General features: G+C 62.4%; 20 protein-coding genes. 13 read left to right on the forward strand and 7 right to left on the reverse strand.

The genetic code is table 11. The features are described 5' to 3' along the window. Window positions 1-121: 121 nt before the first annotated feature. The 3 genes from FNZ07_RS09030 to FNZ07_RS09040 all read left to right on the forward strand — a co-directional run bounded on the left by FNZ07_RS09030 (window position 122) and on the right by FNZ07_RS09040 (window position 2,560). Window positions 122-703, forward strand: a complete 582-nt coding sequence (locus FNZ07_RS09030; RefSeq protein ID WP_091015713.1) for a hypothetical protein — start codon at window positions 122-124, stop codon at window positions 701-703. A 94-nt stretch (window positions 704-797) separates the two neighbouring features. Next, a complete protein-coding gene (locus FNZ07_RS09035) occupies window positions 798-1,568 on the forward strand; it encodes an SDR family NAD(P)-dependent oxidoreductase (protein WP_091015715.1) in 771 nt (256 codons plus the stop codon). A gap of 95 nt (window positions 1,569-1,663) precedes the next feature. Further along, on the forward strand, window positions 1,664-2,560 hold the full coding sequence (locus FNZ07_RS09040) for an SMP-30/gluconolactonase/LRE family protein (RefSeq protein ID WP_091015717.1): 897 nt from the start codon (window positions 1,664-1,666) through the stop codon (window positions 2,558-2,560). A 96-nt stretch (window positions 2,561-2,656) separates the two neighbouring features. Here FNZ07_RS09040 and FNZ07_RS09045 read toward each other — a convergent pair whose 3' ends face one another. Next, the gene (locus FNZ07_RS09045; RefSeq protein ID WP_170275705.1) at window positions 2,657-3,868 is read right to left on the reverse strand and encodes a pyridoxal-phosphate-dependent aminotransferase family protein; all 1,212 of its coding nucleotides are present in this window, start codon (window positions 3,866-3,868) and stop codon (window positions 2,657-2,659) included. 237 nt (window positions 3,869-4,105) lie between these two features. On the opposite strand from FNZ07_RS09045, the gene FNZ07_RS09050 reads away from it, so the two are divergent. From FNZ07_RS09050 to FNZ07_RS09060, 3 genes are read left to right on the forward strand one after another with little or no spacing between them, the layout of a single operon-like run. Then, a complete protein-coding gene (locus FNZ07_RS09050; protein WP_091015720.1) occupies window positions 4,106-4,567 on the forward strand; it encodes a VOC family protein in 462 nt (153 codons plus the stop codon). Between the two features lie 3 nt (window positions 4,568-4,570). Continuing rightward, window positions 4,571-4,909, forward strand: coding sequence for an ArsR/SmtB family transcription factor (locus FNZ07_RS09055; protein ID WP_091015723.1), 339 nt, complete (start codon window positions 4,571-4,573; stop codon window positions 4,907-4,909). Continuing rightward, a complete protein-coding gene (locus FNZ07_RS09060; RefSeq protein WP_091015725.1) occupies window positions 4,906-5,403 on the forward strand; it encodes an SRPBCC domain-containing protein in 498 nt (165 codons plus the stop codon). The genes FNZ07_RS09055 and FNZ07_RS09060 overlap by 4 nt, the downstream gene beginning before the upstream one ends. Window positions 5,404-5,407: 4 nt before the next feature. Here the strand turns inward: FNZ07_RS09060 and FNZ07_RS09065 are convergent, their stop codons facing one another. Continuing rightward, the gene (locus tag FNZ07_RS09065) at window positions 5,408-6,616 is read right to left on the reverse strand and encodes an ROK family transcriptional regulator (RefSeq protein WP_091015727.1); all 1,209 of its coding nucleotides are present in this window, start codon (window positions 6,614-6,616) and stop codon (window positions 5,408-5,410) included. A 237-nt stretch (window positions 6,617-6,853) separates the two neighbouring features. On the opposite strand from FNZ07_RS09065, the gene FNZ07_RS09070 reads away from it, so the two are divergent. Together FNZ07_RS09070 and FNZ07_RS09075 are read left to right on the forward strand one after the other, a co-directional pair. Next, window positions 6,854-8,311, forward strand: coding sequence for an APC family permease (locus FNZ07_RS09070; RefSeq protein WP_091015729.1), 1,458 nt, complete (start codon window positions 6,854-6,856; stop codon window positions 8,309-8,311). 14 nt (window positions 8,312-8,325) lie between these two features. Next, a complete protein-coding gene (locus FNZ07_RS09075) occupies window positions 8,326-9,375 on the forward strand; it encodes an ROK family protein (protein ID WP_091015731.1) in 1,050 nt (349 codons plus the stop codon). A gap of 21 nt (window positions 9,376-9,396) precedes the next feature. Here FNZ07_RS09075 and FNZ07_RS09080 read toward each other — a convergent pair whose 3' ends face one another. The 4 genes from FNZ07_RS09080 to FNZ07_RS09095 form a co-directional block, all read right to left on the reverse strand. Then, a complete protein-coding gene (locus FNZ07_RS09080) occupies window positions 9,397-10,008 on the reverse strand; it encodes a LysE family translocator (protein ID WP_091015733.1) in 612 nt (203 codons plus the stop codon). 55 nt (window positions 10,009-10,063) lie between these two features. Then, window positions 10,064-10,702, reverse strand: coding sequence for a VTT domain-containing protein (locus FNZ07_RS09085; RefSeq protein WP_091015736.1), 639 nt, complete (start codon window positions 10,700-10,702; stop codon window positions 10,064-10,066). Between the two features lie 182 nt (window positions 10,703-10,884). Then, complete coding sequence (locus FNZ07_RS09090) at window positions 10,885-11,946, reverse strand: alkene reductase (protein ID WP_091015738.1); 1,062 nt, start codon at window positions 11,944-11,946, stop codon at window positions 10,885-10,887. A gap of 84 nt (window positions 11,947-12,030) precedes the next feature. Beyond that, a complete protein-coding gene (locus tag FNZ07_RS09095) occupies window positions 12,031-12,336 on the reverse strand; it encodes an ArsR/SmtB family transcription factor (RefSeq protein ID WP_091015944.1) in 306 nt (101 codons plus the stop codon). Window positions 12,337-12,573: 237 nt separating this feature from the next. Between FNZ07_RS09095 and FNZ07_RS09100 the strand changes: the two genes are divergently transcribed. From FNZ07_RS09100 to FNZ07_RS09115, 4 genes are read left to right on the forward strand one after another with little or no spacing between them, the layout of a single operon-like run. Continuing rightward, window positions 12,574-12,885 (forward strand): BufA1 family periplasmic bufferin-type metallophore, encoded by a 312-nt coding sequence (locus FNZ07_RS09100; RefSeq protein WP_091015739.1) that lies wholly within the window; start codon window positions 12,574-12,576, stop codon window positions 12,883-12,885. Between the two features lie 32 nt (window positions 12,886-12,917). After that, entirely contained in the window at window positions 12,918-13,868 is a 951-nt protein-coding gene (gene bufB / locus FNZ07_RS09105) for an MNIO family bufferin maturase (protein WP_091015742.1), read from the forward strand. Continuing rightward, complete coding sequence (locus tag FNZ07_RS09110) at window positions 13,858-14,652, forward strand: HvfC/BufC N-terminal domain-containing protein (protein WP_091015744.1); 795 nt, start codon at window positions 13,858-13,860, stop codon at window positions 14,650-14,652. Before bufB ends, FNZ07_RS09110 begins: the two co-directional genes overlap by 11 nt. Window positions 14,653-14,657: 5 nt before the next feature. Then, a complete protein-coding gene (locus FNZ07_RS09115) occupies window positions 14,658-15,161 on the forward strand; it encodes a DoxX family protein (RefSeq protein WP_091015947.1) in 504 nt (167 codons plus the stop codon). A gap of 87 nt (window positions 15,162-15,248) precedes the next feature. On the opposite strand, the gene FNZ07_RS09120 is transcribed toward FNZ07_RS09115, so the two are convergent. Beyond that, window positions 15,249-16,082: a helix-turn-helix transcriptional regulator gene (locus tag FNZ07_RS09120; protein ID WP_091015746.1), complete on the reverse strand. Its 834-nt coding sequence runs from the start codon at window positions 16,080-16,082 to the stop codon at window positions 15,249-15,251. A 99-nt stretch (window positions 16,083-16,181) separates the two neighbouring features. On the opposite strand from FNZ07_RS09120, the gene FNZ07_RS09125 reads away from it, so the two are divergent. Continuing rightward, entirely contained in the window at window positions 16,182-17,069 is an 888-nt protein-coding gene (locus FNZ07_RS09125) for an SDR family oxidoreductase (protein WP_091015748.1), read from the forward strand. Window positions 17,070-17,123 lie beyond the last annotated feature (54 nt).

Raw genomic sequence — 17,123 nt, forward strand, 5'->3', positions numbered from 1 at the left:
CTCTTGCAGGTATTTTACAGATGGTTCACCGCTCACCACAATGCGATGCACCGCCGTCACGGCCTCATGCTGGTTTTCTAAACTCAAGAGACAGATTCGCCATCACCCCAAAAGGAAAGCCATGCACTTTGAGATGCCCTTACTCACTGCGGCAGCCGACCGCCTGCTTGAAACAGAGAAGAACCCGTTCCATCGAAAGATTCTCGAGAACTATCGACGCCACGCGCAGCTCGAGGTCTGCGGGAGATGGGAGGAAATCATGTCTCCGGACATGACGGTCGAAAGCCCTCGCTATGTCATTCACAGCGCCAAAGGCGTAACCGTACTTGACGGCCTGGACGCGGTTTCTGGTCTATATCGCTCGTATGTGGAAACGAACTCGACGGTCATCTTCCTCGAGAAGGAAGAGATCATGCTTAGCGACTGGGGGTTCGCCTCCGAGGCCGTGTCTCACCGGCTCTGGCAAGGCAAGTATCTTGCGGCCACTGGCGAGCAGATCGACGACCTCGAAGCGTGGTACATCACGAGCAATCTGACCGGCATGTTCTGGCCGTATTCAAAGGATGGCCGGATGATGGGCGAGCATGTCTATCGCGGAGCGGATCGCACCGTCCGCAAAGCCGATCCAGGTGAAGTGATTAGCCGCCAACAGGTTCAAGAGATGCTCGACCCTTACATCAAACCGCTCGGCACCTATTCGTAAACCGAAAACCGCACGCGCAGACAGGGATGAAACTGAAGAGTCGTCGCGAGGGCTTCAAGAATGCCTCGGCGACCGGAAAATTTCGGAGATAGAAATGCAAGATCTAAAGGGTCGCGTAGCAGTCGTTACCGGTGGCGCCAGCGGTATCGGCGCTGCGATAGTCGAGCATTTTGTCCAACAGGGCGCTGCGGTTGCCATCGCCGATCGTGACATCGACCTTGCAGAGTCACTGGTCAAGAAGCTACAGGCTGATGCCGCTGCAAAAGTCATCGCGTTGCGGATGGACGTTACGATCGGGCAAGAGGTGGAGGCGATGGTGGCCCAGGTCGAACACGCCTTCGGCGGGCCGGACATCCTGGTGACATCGGCGGGTATCGGACTGCGCAAGGATTTCCTGGAGACAACGTTCGACGAGTGGAACCGGGTTCTGGCTGTCAATCTAACAGGTGCGTTCCTGTGCGGACAAGCCGCTGCCAGGCGCATGGTGAAGCGGGGCTACGGACGTATCGTCAATATCTCTTCGGGTGCGGGTGTGCGCGGCATACCGGGACGAGCAGCCTATGCAGCGTCCAAAGCCGGGCTGATCAGTCTCACACAAGTGATGGCGGCTGAGTTGGGATCACATGGGGTTACCGTCAATGCGATTACTCCCGGTCCAATCGATACGCCGCTCACGCAGGAAATGCACACTGGAGCGATCCGCGCAGCCTATGTTGGAAGGATTCCGATCGGGCGTTATGGGAGCACGCGGGAAGTTGCCGCGGCGGCCGCGTTTCTGGCGTCGGAGCAAGCTTCATACATTACCGCCGACACGCTGCAAGTGGACGGGGGTATGGCAGCAACCAACTACATCATCAATATCTAGCGGCATTGTCGAGTTGACGAGTCGACGCATCTTGCGCGACTCGTCCAGTCCAGCAGCGTGACAAACTGGTTTTGCCAACCGTCAGGGGCCACACAATGGATGCACGCATCAGAGAAATCGTTTCGGGCTTCAGCTTTCTGGAAGGTCCGCGCTGGCATGATGACCGGCTATGGCTGTCGGACTTCTACATGCACCGGGTAATGAGCATCGACGCCGACGGCCGCGTCACGACGGTAGCCGAGGTACCCGGTCAGCCCTCGGGCCTGGGCTGGCTGCCCGATGGACGGCTGCTCGTCAGCTCGATGCGTGATCGGCGTGTGCTGCGCCTGGAAACCGATGGCCGGCTCGTAGAGCATGCCGACCTCTCGAACATCGCCACCGGCCACATTAACGACATGGTGGTGGGCGAGGACGGCACCGCCTGGGTGGGCAACTTCGGCTTCGACCTGATGGGCGGCGCGCCGATTGCGCCTGCCAGGTTGGCCTCGGTGACGCTCGACGGCACGGTCCGGGTCGCGGCCGAGGGCCTCCACTTTCCCAATGGCTCGATGATCACGCCCGACGGCAAGACCTTGATCGTCTGCGAGTCCACCGGCAACCGCATCTCGGCTTTCGACATCGTAGGCCCGGGCCAACTCGGTCCGCGTCGCGACTGGGCGGTGTTCGGCCCGTTGCCGCAATCGACCGATGCGACGACTGTCGTCCAGCAGGCCGTGGTCACACCCGACGGTGCTGTGCTCGATGCCGAAGGCGCCGTCTGGTGTGCGGACGTGACTCACCACCGCGTGCTGCGCGTCGCCGAAGGCGGGCACATCCTGCAGGAAATTTCCACGGGAGACATGGGCGTGTTTGCCTGCACCCTGGGTGGGGCGGATCGCCGGACGCTTTATCTATGCGTGGCGCCTGATTCCTCGGAGCACAACCGCGCGCCGTCACGCGAGGCGGCGCTGTGGGCGGTGCAGGTCGAGGTGCCTGGCGCGGGCCGGCCGTGAACAGGATTCCCGGTTGACCAGGTTTTCATGTACTGGAAATACCGCTGGGCCGCGCGGCTGATTAGCCGCGTGGTCTGCGCTGGTTTCGTCGGGTCACTACTGCGTATTTTCCGTTGTCGATGCCGACAGTAAGCGTACGGCGCGTTCGAGGCCCGGACCGTAGGCAATACCGCTGATGCTCATCGCAGCTTCAACGCCCGCGAGGCAGCCCAATATCATCGGTGCATTCAGGTCGCCGAGATGGCCGATGCGGAAAATTCGCCCCACAAGTGCACCCACGCCGCCTGCGATACCGACCTGGAACTGCTCGCGTGCGACGGTGCGTAGCTTTTCCGGATCGATGCCCGGGCGTACTTCGATGGCGGTAACCGACACAGAACGCGAACGCGGCTCGCGTACGAAAAACCCCACGTCGCCGCGCTCACTCCAGCCTTCCACGGCGGCATGTACCGCGCCGGCAAGCAGACGATGTCGTGCAATCGCGTTCTGCAGACCCTCTTCGAAAATCAGTGCGAGCGCTACGTCCAGGCCCATTAACAGGTTTTGCGGCGGTGTCCCGCAGAACTTGCGGTAGCCGAGATCGCTGCGTCGGCGCAGCCAGTCCCAGTACACACGCGGCGTCTTGTTGGCTTCCGCGACCCGCATGGCTTTTTCGCTGACTGCCATGAAACTCAGGCCGGGAGAGATCATCAGCGCTTTCTGCGAGGCGCCAATGGCGACGTCGACACCCAATGTGTCCATGTCGAACGGCTCGGCGGCCAGCGAGGCCACAACGTCGACTACCAGCAACGCGGGATGCGAGGCGGCATCGATTTCGTCGCGAAACGCCTGCAGGTTATTGGTGACGCTAGCGCCTGTGTCGGTGTGAACCACGAAGACCGCTACGATCTCGTGTGCGGTATCGGCACGCAGCAACTGTCCCACGGCGGCGGGGTCCGCTGCATGACCGGTTTCACAGGCCGTGCGGCGCACCTGTACGCCAAGTTCTTCGGCGTACTGTGCCCAGGCTTCGGAGAATGCGCCGCTGCCCGCCACAGCCACGCATTTTCCGGGAGCGACGAGGTTGCAGATGGCAGCTTCCCAGGCGCCGTGACCGTTGGCCGCATACAGGAAGACGTCCGACCGCGATGTGCCGAACACCTTCTTTAGACCACTTTCGCAGCGAGCAATGAGCTCATCCAGAGCGGGATCGCCAAGCTCGAACGGCTGGGTGCCGAGCGCATTCGCTACTTGCTGCGGCAGTCGCACAGGACCGGGGGAATGGAGGAAAAACGTGCCCGGGATGCGGGGCGCAGAAGAAGAGGTCAAAGCGTGCATCCTGAAAGTTGGAATGGTGTGTCGGGAGATGAGAGCTCCGCTATGGAAGCTGAAGCTTGCCTGTCCAATCGTATAGAAATTTCCGCGTATCGAGAATAAGCGATGCCTCTCAGCCACATTCATCTAGAACTCGCGTACGCGGTGACACTCAGAAACTCCCCTTGAACTTTCGAATTTGCTTAACTACGATGTTAAATATCAATCCTGAAGTTAATCAAGGAGGCTCCCATGTCCGATCCATTCCGCCGTCCGACCATGACCTCCGCCGTGTTCTATCGCGATCCGGCCGCTGCGCTCGACTGGCTTGAAAAAGCATTCGGCTTTGAACGCTCGATGGTGATCACCGACCAGGAGGGGCGCATCGTGCACTCGGAAATGAAGTTCGGCGATGGACTGTTGATGATCGGCGGCGAGTATGCGGAGCACACGGCAAGCCCGTCGTCGGCGAACGGCAAGAACACCCAGATCGTGCACGTGCATTTATCGCGCGACCTCGACGCGCATTGCGCGCGGGCGCGCGCCGCAGGTGCAGTCGTCACGCGCGAGCCCGAAGATCAGTTCTACGGCGACCGTGTCTACGCAGCCCGCGACCTCGAAGGCCACGAGTGGAGTTTCGGCCAGACGGTGCGCCCGGTATCGCGCGAGGAAGCAGAGCAGGCTAGCGGGCTAAAGATCGACGGTTGGGTATAAAGCGTGAAACAGGCTACTGCAGCATCGCTTGATCGAACCTTGTCCGCGCTTGCCGATCCGAATCGGCGGCAGGTCGTCGATCTGCTGCGCGAGCGGCCCATGCGCGCCGGCGATCTGGCCGAGGCCACCGGCCTGAGCCCGCAAGCGATGAGCCGGCATCTGCGCGTGTTGCGCGCGAGCAAGCTGATCGAAGAGTCATCCGACGATTTCGATGCGCGCGTGCGTATTTATGTGTTGAAGTCGGCGGCGATGCGTGAACTCAAGATGTGGCTCGAACAGACCGAACAACTCTGGGCGACGCAATTGCAGGCGTTCAAGGCGCACGTGGAGCGCAAGCCATGAACTCGCGTGTGCTGGTGTCGCTACGCGTTGCGGCGTCTGCGCAGCATGCGTTCGATGTCTTCACACGCGATATCGCTGCATGGTGGCGGCCAAACGATCTCTTCCAGTTCACACCGCACGGTGCCGGCGTGCTGTCATTCGAGCATTCGGACGGCAGTAGTGAAGGGCGGTTGATCGAAACGCAGCCGGATGGCGAGGTGTTCGAAGTCGGTCGCATCACCGCGTGGGAGCCTGGTGTGCGCATTGCGTTCAGCTGGCGGCAAGCGAGCTTCGCAGCAGATCAACTCACGCATGTCGAAGTGCGCTTCGACGAGGTGGAAGCCGAGCCCGTCGAGACCCGTGTGACCGTCGAACATCGCGGCTGGGACAGCGTGCCGCAGGAGCATGTCGCGCGCCATCATTTCCCGGACCGCATCTATCTGCAGCGCCATGCCGAGTGGTGGCAGGCGCTGCTCGCGTCGTACCACGCGCGGTTTCACGACGTGGATCGGTAACCGATCAGTAACCGAGACGTTCGAACGCGCGCAACCGCGCCTGATCGAGCCCATGCTCCACCGCGCCGAGCAGTACGCCGTCGGTGCCGGTCGTCGAGATCGCGAACTCGGGCACCGGCATCAGCAGACGCGCTGCCAGATAGTCGCGAATGATCGGCACGAGCAGCGCGCCATTGCGTCCGATACCGCCGGCTAGTACGACGAGCGCCGGGTCGAGAATCGGCACGATCGATGCGAGCGCCCACGCGAGCTGATGCGCTTCCTCAGCCGCGCATTCGAGCGCGCGGCGATCGCCCGCATGCGCGGCGGCGAACACATCCTCGGCACTCGCGGCATGCAGACCGAGCCGGTGCGCGTGCGCGACGATCCCCTTGGCCGCGGCGCGGACTTCGAATAGCCCGCGATGGCGCGTGGCAGGCGGCGTGTCGTCGTCAGAAGGCGCGGGCGGCAACACCGCAATCTCGCCCGCGAACCCATGGGCGCCGCGATGCAGCTTGCCATCCGCGACGATGCCAAGACCGATCCCGGTACCGACCGACATCAGCACGAAGTTATCGACGCCGCGACCGATGCCATGTTTCTGCTCGCCGAGCGCTGCGAGGTTGATGTCGTTCTCGATCACGATGTCAGTGCCGAGCGCTTCACGCAGCGACGAAATCAGACCGCTGCGTTCCCAGCCCGGCACGTTTGCCGCCAGCAGCAGCCGGCCTTTTTCCGGATCGAGTACGCCGGGTGAGCCGAGCACGGTGGCCAGCACGTCGCTGCGTTTGACCCCGCGTTCATCGAGCATCGTCGCGACCAGTTCGACGATCTGCGCAACGAGCCGTGCGACACGCGCCGGCGTGCGTTTGTCGAGCCGGGCGACGACGCGTCCGGTCAGATCGGCAAGCGCGCCGCGAATCCACTCCGCACCGACGTCGATTGCCACCACGAAACCGGCTTCCGCGCGCGGCGCATAGAGCCGCGGTGCGCGTCCGGCGTTACCCGCACGCACGCCGCTTTGCTCGACGAGGCCGAGCCGCTCCAGATTGTTCAAAGCCGCGGAGATCGTCACCTTCGACAGGCCGATCGTTTCCGCGAGCTGCGGGCTCGATGCCGGTGCGAGGTCCAGCAGATGCTGGTAGATCGCCCATTCGTTGCCTTGCCGCACGAAGGCGGGGCCGCGGGTGACCGGCGGCGTCGGGCGGGTGCGCTTGCGAGTATGCAGAGTCATGACGGATTCGAGCGGGTGACGGGCGATGCTAACAACCACGTTCGGTCGGGGCAAGTCTCGCGGGACGGGCTGGCAACAACGGCGGTGGAATTTTGCCGCGAATATTGACGCATTTGCATTCGTAAAGAAACTTTCCTATTATCCGCCCATCGACACCGCAACCCGACAACAACACCGCGGCGCGACCAGGCATCCTTTGACGACAAACGCGGCTTCGCCGCATGGAGACATCCCCCGATGAGCGATTCTTCTTCGACGTGGCCCGACGGCCGTTCCGCCAGCGAGGCGCCTGCGGCGACGCCCGACGCACCGCACTTCCAGCGTTCGGTGGGGCTGTTCCCGGCGATCGCGGTGAACATGATCCAGATCTGCGGGATCGGTCCGTTTATTACGATTCCGGCGATCGTCGCGGTGATGAACGGCCCGCTTGCCGTGATCGGCTGGGTGGTGGGGGCCTTGCTCGCGATGGCCGACGGGCTCGTCTGGGCCGAGCTGGGCGCGGCGATGCCGGGCGCGGGCGGGACCTACCTGTACGTGCGCGAAGCGTTCCAGTACCGCACGGGGCGCCTCGTGCCGTTCCTGTTCATCTGGACCGCGATGCTGTCGATTCCGCTCATCATGAGCACCGGCATCATCGGGTTTGTTCAGTACATGGGGTTCTTTCTGCCGAACCTGCTGCCGTGGCAGAGCCATGCAATCGGCCTCGTTGTCACCGCGCTGGTGGTGTTCGCGCTATACCGTCGGATCGAATCGATCCGCTCGCTGAGCGCCGTGCTGTGGATCATCATGGTGCTGGCTGTCGGGCTCACGACCGCGGCCGCCTATTCGGATTTCCACCTGAACCTCGCGATGTCGCTGCCGCCCGGCTCCGGCGATCTCGGCAAGTTCTTCACCGGTCTCGGCGCGGGTCTGATCATCGCGATCTACGACTATGCGGGCTACAACACGACGGCCTACATGGGCGACGAACTGAAGAACCCGGGGCGTGTCATGCCGCGCTCGATCATCGTTTCGATCGCCGCGATGATGGTCTTCTATCTCGCGATGAACGTCGGCGTGATTGGCACGGTGCCCTGGCAGGACGTGGCGAAGTCGAGTTCGGTGGCGTCGCTGGTCGTGTCGCGCAACTGGGGGCATACGGCTGCGGCGATCGTCACGATCCTGATTCTGATTGCCGCGTTCGCCTCGGTGTTCGCCGGTCTGCTCGGCGGTTCGCGGGTGCCGTTCCATGCGGCGCGCGACGGTGTGTTCCTCTCGGCGTTCGGCCGTCTGCACAGCAAACACAATTTCCCGCACGTCGCGCTGCTTGTGATGGGCGTGATCACCGCGGCAGGTAGCTTCTTCGATCTGACCACCGTGATCAACATGCTCGTCGCGGTGTCGGTGCTGCTGCAATCGGTGGCGCAGATCGCTGCGCTGACAGTGCTGCGCCGGCGCCAGCCGGAGTTACGCCGGCCGTATCGGCAGTGGCTGTATCCGCTGCCGAGCCTGGTTGCGCTGGTCGGCTGGTTTTACGTGTACTACGCAACCGATCGCCAGTCGCAAATACTGTCGACCGCATGGCTCGTCGCCGGCGTTGTCGCGTTCCTGATCTGGGCACGCGTGACGCGGGTCTGGCCGTTCGGTCCGAAGGAAGTGCAAGAAGTGTTTCTCGAGCGTCAGCGGCAGGATGATGCCGGCGCGCGCGTTCAATAAACGGCAAGGCACGCATGCAGCAAGATGACAACAGGTATCCGCACGGCGGTAGCGGCGGCAGTGATGGCGATGGTGCGAACCGCAGGCACGGTAGTGGGCAGGACGGCAACGAGAAAGACTTCGTCCTCGCAGTCGATTTTGGTGGAACGAAGATCGCGATGTCGACCGCAACCCCGCAGGGCGTGCGACTCATCGAAACGGAGATTCCGACGCACGCACAACAGGGCGCGGCGCGTGTGATGGAGCGGATGTTCGATGCGGCGCATGCGTTGCTTGCACAAACCGCAGCACGCCACGGTGGCGCACTGCGCGTCGTGGCCGCGGTGACGCCGGGCATCGTGGAACCGGACGGCGTCAGGCTGGCGCCGAACAATCCGGGCTGGGACACGCTACCGTTCGCGCAAACCTTGCGCGCCGGGTTCAGCGGCGCGAGCGTGGTCGTCGAGACCGACGTCAAGGCGGCGGCGCTCGCGGAGTCGCGTTGTGGTGCGTTGATGGGTGTCGAGTGCGCGCTCTATCTGAATCTGGGCACGGGGCTCGCGTCGGCGGTGGTGATCGACGGCAAGGTGCTGCGCGGTGCACACGGTGCGGCGGGAGAGATCGGTTACCAGTTGCGTGGTGTTGCAGACGAGATCCTGTTCGCCGACGGCGGTACGCCGCTCGAGCAGTTCGTTTCCGGCAGCGCGTTATCGAACCGTGTGGGTGCGTTGCTCGGCCGGCCGGTGAGCGCGCGCGAAGCGTTCGTGCTGGCCGATGCGGATGCGCGCATTGCAGCGCTGATCGACGATGCGTTGTATCGCCTCTCGGTGCATGTCGCGAACATCGCCTTGACGCTCGATCCAGCGCGTATTGCAGTGGGCGGCGGCATGGCGCGTGTGCCGCGCATTCTGCCCGAACTCGCCGCGATGCTCGCGCGCGCGGTGCCGTATCCGCCAGAAGTCGTGCCGGCTGCGTTCGAACATGGCGCTGCGCTGCAGGGTGCGATCTTGTGTGCCGTCGATGCATGGGCCGCCGCACAACGCGCGCAGTCGCCGGATTGGGTGCCGGCTGCCACGGCCGTGTGACATGCGACAGCCGCCGTTTATCTAGCGCGTCGCGATAGCCGCAGCCGCACCGGCCATCACGGTTGCGCTAGTACGGTTAGCGATCTTCACCGCACGGCGGCTTGTCAGCAGCTTCCGGGCGCGGCTGGCGAGGACCGCCCACGTGAAATCGATCAGCACCAGCACGGCCAGCATCGTCAGCGTCAGTTCGAGCCATGCGACGACGCCGACGTGGGAAAGATCGATGATCGTCGGCAGCAGGGCGAGGTAGAAGACCATGATCTTCGGGTTGCCGAGCGCCACCATCAGACCGGCGACAAACATCCGCCACGCGGATTGACCGCGCGGCAATGTTTCTTGCTGCACCTCGGTGGGCGCGAACCACATCTTCCACGCGAGAAACAGCAGGTAGACGACGCCCGCGAACTTCACCACAGTGAACACCACCGCGAAAGTGTGCGCGATCACCGCGAGCCCGGTAACCGCGCAGGTCAGCCAGAGCGCTTCGCCGAGCCACATCGCGACAAGGAACGGCAGCACGTCGCGCAGACTCGTGGTCAGCACGCGAGTGACCAGTGCGGCGATGTTGGGACCGGGTGAACCGGCGGCGATAGTCAACGCGAGCGCGAAGACGAGCAGACCGGAAAGCGCCATGAATTGCCTCCTTGTTCGACAGCTATGACGACGAGTAGAGAAATCGCGATGCGATTCAGACGCGCTGCCGTCCCTTCGTAACAAAGCGCCACAGTGCACTGACAAGCAGCGAACCGACACCGAGCGCAACGCCGAGCAGCACGATCGAACTCATATGATCGCGCACCAGCGGCACATTGCCAAACAGATAGCCGGCCGCCACCAGCGAGCCGATCCACAGCGCGGCGCCTGCCGTGACGTACGACGTAAACCGCGCAAACGTCATCCGCGATACGCCTGCGACGAAAGGTGCGAACGTGCGTACGACAGCGATGAATGGGGACGCGAGAAACGTCAGACCGCCGCGCGCCTCATAGAACGAATGCGCCTTGCGCAACGCATTCTTGTCGATCCAGCGAGCATTCGAGGTGTAAACCGTTTCACCGACCGCACGACCGATCGCATAGCAGACGATACTGCCGGCCACCGTCGCCACGAACAGCACCGGCGTGACGACCCAGACGTTGAGCGCACCCGTCGCGGCGAATGCACCGCAGATAAAAATCAGTGGGTCGCCGGGCAGGAAGAAGAGCGGCAGCAGGCCGATCTCGACGAAGACGATGGCGAACAGCATCGCGTAGACGGCTGTGCCGTACTGCGCGATCAGGCTACCGAGGTTGCGGTCGAAGTGCAGGACGAGTTGCAACAGATGCATGAGGTTTTCCCCGCAGCGGGGTCTGTCGAGGCAGGAACGTGCAGTGTAGTCCTCGGCTTGCCCGCGGGGTAGGGCTCGCGGATTCTCATGACTCTGCCATGACAAACGGCGGTTGCAGCCGGGATAGATTCCGGTTGCAACCGCCGCGCTCGACAGCACGCTACGAGAGGAACGTCGCCCGATCAGGCCGTCGTTTCGAGCGCCGGATAGTCGGTGTAGCCGGCTTCGCCTTCCGCATAGAACGTGGCCGGATTCGGCGTGTTCAGCGGCGCATCGAATTCGAAACGGCGCGGCAGATCCGGGTTCGCGATAAACAGCTTGCCCCACGCAATCGCGTCAGCATCGCCGGCATCGATTGCGTGTTGCGCGCTTTCTTTCGTGAACTTTTCGTTCGCGATGTACGGACCGCCGAACGCTTTCTTCAGCAACGGACCGATGCGATCGTCACCAACGGCTTCGCGCGCGGCGATGAACGCGATCTTGCGCTTGCCGAGTTCGCGTGCCACATAGCCGAAAGTCGCTGCGCGATCGGAGTCGCCCATCGTGTGCGAATCGCCGCGCGGTGCGAGGTGCACACCGACGCGATCGGCGCCCCACACATCGATAGCCGCATCGGTGACTTCGAGCAGCAGGCGCGCGCGGTTTTCGATCGAGCCGCCGTATTCGTCGGTGCGCAGGTTCGTGCTGTCCTGCAGGAACTGGTCGAGCAGATAGCCATTTGCGCCGTGTACCTGGACGCCGTCGAAGCTCGCGGCCTTCGCGTTCTCAGCACCCTTGCGGTAGGCCGCGACGATACCGGGGATCTCGGACAGATCGAGCGCACGCGGTGTCACGAATGGCCGCTCCGGACGCACGAGGCTCACGTGGCCCTCGGCCGCGATTGCGCTCGGTGCGACCGGCAGTTCGCCGTTCAGGAAGATCGGGTCGGAGATGCGGCCCACGTGCCACAGTTGCAGGAAGATCAGCCCGCCGGCGGCGTGCACGGCTTCAGTGACGAGTTTCCAGCCTTCAACCTGTTCTTGCGACCAGATGCCTGGCGTCGCCGCATAGCCGACGCCTTGCGGCGTGACAGCGGTGGCTTCGCTGAGAATCAGGCCCGCCGATGCGCGTTCGGCGTAGTAACGCGCCATCAATGCATTGGGCACGCGGACATCGCCAGCGCGCTGACGGGTAAGCGGCGCCATGATGATGCGGTTCGGCAGCGTGAGATCGCCAATCTTGAGTGGATCGAAAAGTGTCGGCATAACAGTTCACCTATGCTCGCGAGCCAGGGGCTCGCGGCTATCAGAACAACGTAATGGAAGAGAGCGGTACACACCGCTCGCGTATCAAAGATCCGCGTTCATGTGCTTGAGAAACGCTTCGATGACAGGCTCGTTGCGCTTGAAAAATGCCCACTGACCGACGCGTTTGGACGTGATCAGTCCGGCGCGCTGCAACGCGGCCAGATGCGCCGAAACCGTCGATTGCGACAACCCGCAGCGCTCGTCGATCTGGCCCGCGCACACGCCCCTCTCGAGCGGGAATTCCTGATCGGCGAAATACTTACGCGGCTCCCGCAACCACACAAGAATCTCGCGCCGCATCGGGTTGGCGAGTGCCTTGTGAATCGCGTCGATGTCGATCGTCGTCATCGTTTCGTGTCCATGAACAGCAGGCAGACCCGATGCCGGTTGCATCGGAGGCTGCATCGCTACAGGACGAATCATATATCGTAATTTAACGATATGTGTAAAGGCACTACCGTTGATGGGGGCGATAGCGGCCGGTCGGTAAAATTTTTTTTGCGCGCGTTGTCATTAATCCCCAGTGCCCCACGACTCAGCACCCGTATCCACCACGGGTACCCACTCAATCACTGGAGAAATGCAATGTCTACAAAAACCAATGTCGCTTCCGCCCTGCTCATCAGCGCTGTCGCAAGTCTGCTCACCTCGGTCGCGCACGCCGCGCCGCTCACGAAGGCCGAAGAAAGCGCCGCCATCTCTGCACACAAGGAGAAGTGTTTCGGCATCGCCCTGAAAGGGCAGAACGACTGCGCCGCAGGCCCCGGCACCACGTGCCAGGGGACGTCGACGGTCGATTTCCAGGGCAATTCGTGGAAATTCGTTCAGGGCGGCACGTGCACGAGCATCGAAGTGCCGGGCGGCGCCCACGGCTCGCTCACCGCACTGAAGTCCTGATCCGGATAACGACAAGAGGAATGGGAGCGGCCATGAATAACGCCAGAGCGGCTACGGCCATCGACGAGCGGGGTCGCTCCCGTCGCGACGTATCAGACGTATTCGACGTATCAGATGCACGCGACGTCGCGATACTGGCGGGCACCAGTTTCAAGCATCAGCATCTGTCCGCGATCCTTGCGGACGGACTGACGCGCGGATTTTTCGAGGTGCACGCGGAAAACTATATGGGTGCCGGTGGCCCGCCTCATCGGGCGTTGTCGGCGATACGCGAGCACTATCCGCTTTCCGTTCATGGTGTGTGCATGTCGATCGGCGGACCTGACGCGCTGGACACGAAGCATCTCGAGCGCTTTCGCGATCTGGTCGCACGCTATGAGCCCGCGCTGGTGTCCGAACATCTCGCGTGGTCGTCACATGGCGGCGCGTTCTTCAACGATCTTCTGCCGTTGCCGTACACGGAAGAAACGCTGCAGCGTGTGTGCGAACACATCGCCCAGGTTCAGGACGCGATCAAACGTCCCATCTTGCTGGAAAACCCATCGACCTACGTTGCGTTCGCATCGTCGACGATGAGCGAAACCGATTTCATTCGCGCAGTCACTCGACGTACCGGCTGCGGTTTGTTGCTGGACCTCAATAACGTTTTCGTCTCGGCGGTCAATCACGGTTTTTCCCCCGAGGCATACCTCGCGGAATTCCCGCTTGAGCGGGTCGGCGAAATGCATCTCGCCGGACACGATGAGCAACGCGACGACGAGAACGCACCGTTACTGATCGACAGTCACGACCGTGCGGTTGCTGAACCGGTCTGGGATCTTTATCGCAGCGTCGTATCGCGTATCGGTGTGCGGCCAACCCTGATCGAGTGGGACAGTAATCTTCCTGACTGGCCTGTGTTAAGGGCTCAGGCACTCGCGGCCCAAAGAATCATGGAAGAACCCACGCACTTGTTCGCAGAGGAGGTCAGCGATGCAGCCTGACTCGAGCGCCTACGATTACGCCGCAGCATTTGCACCGGGTTTGACAGACCCAACGCGCGCGGTGCCGGACGATTTGAACCACGCGTCCGGGAAAAGGGTAGTCAAGCGCTACGACGTTTATCGCAACAACGTCACGGTGAGCTTGATCGACGCGCTCGCTGCTATTTATCCCGCGGTTCAGCGTATTACTGGCGTCGATTTCTTCAGGGCGATGGCGCGTTTCCATATCCGCGCAACGTTGCCCACTTCTGCGCTGCTGTTCGAATACGGACGGGATTTTCCCGCCTTCATCGACTCCTACGAATACGCGTGTGAGATGCCCTGGCTTGCGGATACTGCGCGCATCGAACGGGCATGGCTCGATGCCTACCACGCTGCCGATGTACCCGTGCTGAGCGCCGAGGTGTTCGCAAGCGTCGAGCCGACTTCGCTCGCAGCGCTGCGTTTGATTGCCCATCCCGCGACCCGCATTGTGCGATCGCGCTATCCGGCGGTCGCGATCTTTGCGATGAACCGGACCGAGAGTCCCGATGGTGTTGTTACGCCGCTTCGCTCAAGCGACGCGGAAGATGCACTCGTTACGCGGCCGGACGATGACGTGACGGTATCGCGCCTGCCACCGGGCGGCGCGGCATTTCTCATCTCCCTTATCGACGGCGCAACGTTAGGCGACGCCGTAGCAGCCGCGTTAGAGGAAACCCCTTCCTTCGATCTTCCGGCCAGCCTGGCCGGGATGATCTCAGCCGGCGTGTTTACCGCCGTCCACGTCCAACATGGAGATTGATCAAGATGTCGACCCCACAGAACCTGAAACTTCCCATTCCGGACGTACTCGCGTCCGCGATCTGCGCGGCGAACCGGTTGATCCAGCGGCTCGCGCAGCCGTGGCTCGTGCAACTGGTGCTGCGCCTCGCTATCGCGGTGCCTTTCTGGAAATCGGGCATCCTCAAATGGCACGGCTTTCTTCAGCTTAGCGATACGGCAATCGATCTGTTCACGCAGGAATTTCAGCTGCATCTGCCGGGCGGTCCCTATCCGTTCCCCGCGCCGGCTGTCGTGGCGTTTCTGTCGGCCTGCGGCGAGGTGACGTTTCCCGTGCTGCTCGTACTAGGCTTCGGCACCCGGTTCGCCGCGGCCGGCCTGATCCTGATGACATGCATCATCGAACTGACCGTGCCGGACGGCTGGCCGATCCACCTGACCTGGGTAGCGATGGCGCTGGCGATTGCGGCCTGGGGGCCGGGGCGTGTATCGATCGACTATCTGCTCGGCGACCGGAACGCAAGGTGGTGAGTCGGTAATATGGCGTGGCGAATCACGGCATGCAGGTGGTCACATTCCGCTTGAATGGCGTCGGCGGGCCGAGGTTCGATAGGCACATCACCCCTGTGCAGCGAGAGCAAGTGCCCTGATTTGCCGCGCAATCTCATTGTCGAGCGGGTTGTAGACGAGCATGCCCAGGTCCGGTCGACCATCGACGGAAAATGACGAGTATTCCAGCTCGATCGGGCCGAGCTTCGGATGCAACAGACGCTTGATACCGTCGATGTCCGCGTGACCAATGACCTCGTTGTCCTGCCACAGCGCATCGAACTCCGCGCTCGCATTGCGGAGCTCGTTCACGAGTTCGCCGGCTTCGGATACCAGGCCGGCACGCGCCACATCTGCCCGGAACGAGCCGACCATGAAACGCGCGAGGCTTTCCCAATCGTGCTGCTTGGCGCGGATCGCGGGATTGCAGAACAGGAAGCGGAGAATATTGCGCTGACCGGGCGGCAGCGTGCCATAGTCGGTGAGCACGATGGCGGCCGCGCGGTTCCAGGCAACGACGTCCCAGGTAGCGGTCTTGATGATGGCCGGACTCGCTTCAAGCGAATCGAGCAGCCGTTGCAACCGCGGATTGACGCCGTCGACCGACTTGTAGCGGACTTCGGGCGGCCGCCCCAGCCCCAGCATGAACAGATGCTCGCGCTCCACATCGGTGAGCATCAGCGCGCTTGAGATCCGCTCCAGCACTTCTCCCGACGGCCCGCCGCCACGCCCTTGCTCGAGCCATGTGTACCAGGTTGGACTGATATTGGCACGCTGGGCAACTTCTTCCCGGCGCAGTCCCGGCGTGCGTCTGCGCCCGGAAAAGCCAAAGCTGGCCGGGTCGAGGCGCGTTCTGCGGCTCCTCAGAAAATCTCCCAGCGATCGTGCTGTATCGACTGACATCGTTGACCCTGTTAGTCACTTTACTATGATGAGATCACTACTTTAACGGGATAACAAACGAGTGAATAGTACGCCGGTGACGACCAAGGAGATCTCATCATGCGTATTTTTCTCACCGGCGCGACCGGCTTTATCGGCTCGGCCCTCGTGTCCGAACTCATCAACGCGGGTCATCAGGTAATCGGCGTGACCCGCTCGGACGCCGGCGCGCAGGCACTCATCGAAGCAGGCGCCGAGGTGCATCGCGGCACGCTGGAGGATCCAGAGAGCCTGCGTAGCGGCGCTGCAAATGCGGACGCCGTCATCCACACGGCATTCGATCACGACTTTTCGCGCTTCGTCGAGAACTGCGAAAAGGATAAGCGCGTCATTGCAGCGCTGGGTTCCGCACTCGCGGGTTCCGATCGTCCGTTGGTTATCACCTCGGGTACCGGAATGGGCAGCGGCAAGCATGGCGAACCGGCAAGCGAAGATATCTTCGACACGAGCCATCCCAATCCGCGCATCGCATCGGAACTGGCCGGGAACGCGCTGCTCGATGCGGGCGTGAACGTGTCCGTGGTGCGACTGCCGCAGGTTCACAATCCGTTCAAGCAGGGGCTCGTCTCGCCGCTCGTCGCGATTGCCCGTGAGAAAGGCGTGGTTGCCTATGTAGGAGAGGGACGTAATCGCTGGCCGGCGGGGCATCTCTCCGATGCCGTGCGTCTGTATCGGCTTGCTGCTGAGAAGCGTGAACGCGGCGCGCGTTATCACGCGGTCGGCGAAGAAGGTGTGAGCGCCCGCGAAATCGCCGAGGCGCTTGGCCGCGGTCTCAAGCTTCCGGTGGTATCGATTGCACCGGAAGAAGCGCAGTCACACTACGGCTGGATGGGGATCTTTGCCGGCCTGGACATGCCGGCTTCGAGTGCGCTTACGCAAGCACGGTTGGGCTGGAAGCCGACGGGGCCGACGTTGATCGCCGATCTCGATGAGGCGCGCTACGTTTAGTCGCTTTTGCCGGTCCCGTGCGGTTGCGAGGTATTCCAGCTACCGGCCGGCGAT

The organism is Paraburkholderia megapolitana (genome assembly GCF_007556815.1).
Taxonomy (GTDB): Bacteria; Pseudomonadota; Gammaproteobacteria; order Burkholderiales; family Burkholderiaceae; genus Paraburkholderia; species Paraburkholderia megapolitana.